The 1114-nt window shown below is 51.2% G+C and carries 1 protein-coding gene; it reads right to left on the bottom strand.

Features of this window, described 5'->3' with window-relative positions; all coding sequences use genetic code 11:
- A protein-coding gene (locus JKP81_RS23475; RefSeq protein ID WP_200553628.1) for an IS3 family transposase occupies nucleotides 1-1051 on the bottom strand; the annotation gives its coding sequence in 2 pieces (ribosomal slippage) (nucleotides 1-814 and nucleotides 814-1051; 1052 coding nt annotated over the 2 pieces). This gene is flagged as partial in the annotation.
- Nucleotides 1052-1114: the final 63 nt, after the last annotated feature.

Raw genomic sequence — 1114 nt, 5'->3', positions numbered from 1 at the left:
TCGATGTAATCAAAAATATCACTGCGGGCTTCTTCCCGCGTTCCGTAGATCTTTTTCTTTATCCGTTCACGTTTCAACAACTGGAAAAAACTTTCTGCAACCGCATTATCATGGCAGTTACCGCGACGGCTCATGCTACCCTCCAGGCCGTGTGATTTCAGGAACGACTGCCACTCATGGCTTGTGTACTGACTGCCCTGATCCGAATGAACCAGCACCTGTTTTTCGGGATTACGCCGCCATACAGCCATCAGCAGTGCGTTCAGGACAATGTCCTTTGTCATCCGGGATTGCATGGACCAGCCGATAATTTTGCGTGAGAACAGATCAACAACAACGGCAAGATACAGCCAGCCTTCGTGGGTCCTGATGTAGGTTATGTCCGTTACCCAACGCTCATCAGGAGCATCCGGATTGAACTGTCGCTGGAGCCTGTTGGGTGACACGATACTGGCCTCGCCTTTACGTGCCCGCGGGCTTCGGTATCCGACCTGAGCCTTTATTCCGACACGTTTCATCAGTCTCCAGACTCTGTTTACTCCGCACTGTTGCCCGCTGTCACGCAGATCCAGATGGATTTTGCGATAACCATAGACGCATCCCGATTCCAGCCAGAACTGTTTAATCTGTCCTGTCAGTCTCAGGTCTGCCTGATGGCGTTGTGAATGCGGCTGCTGAAGCCAGGCGTAAAAACCACTGGGATGAACATCCAGCACCCGACAGAGCAGGCGAACAGGCCAGCAACAGGAGTTGTCACGGATAAAGGCGTACCTCAGTCGGACAGCTTTGCGAAGTACGCCGCGGCTTTTTTTAATATGTCCCGTTCGTCGGTAACCCGTTTCAGCTCTTTCTGGAGACGGCGGATCTCGGCCTGAGCATCTGACTGTTCTTTATTAGTGGAAGAATCCGGACCGTACTTCTTTATCCAGGCATAAAGGCTGTGGGTGGTGATATCGAGACGTGTTGCAACGCTGGCAACAGAATAACCGCGATCAACAACCTGTTTGACTGCTTCAGTTTTAAACTCTTCGGGATAACGCTTACCGCTCATGGGCACCTCTCTTTAAGCCATCTTAAATGACTCTGAGGTGTCTGTTAAACCCGTGGCGATTCA

This window comes from Kosakonia sp. LAM2021 (assembly GCF_016620385.1).
Taxonomy (GTDB): Bacteria; Pseudomonadota; Gammaproteobacteria; order Enterobacterales; family Enterobacteriaceae; genus Kosakonia; species Kosakonia sacchari.
Note: the sequence above shows the minus strand (reverse complement) of the source record. Positions and strands in the feature narration are given on the sequence as shown.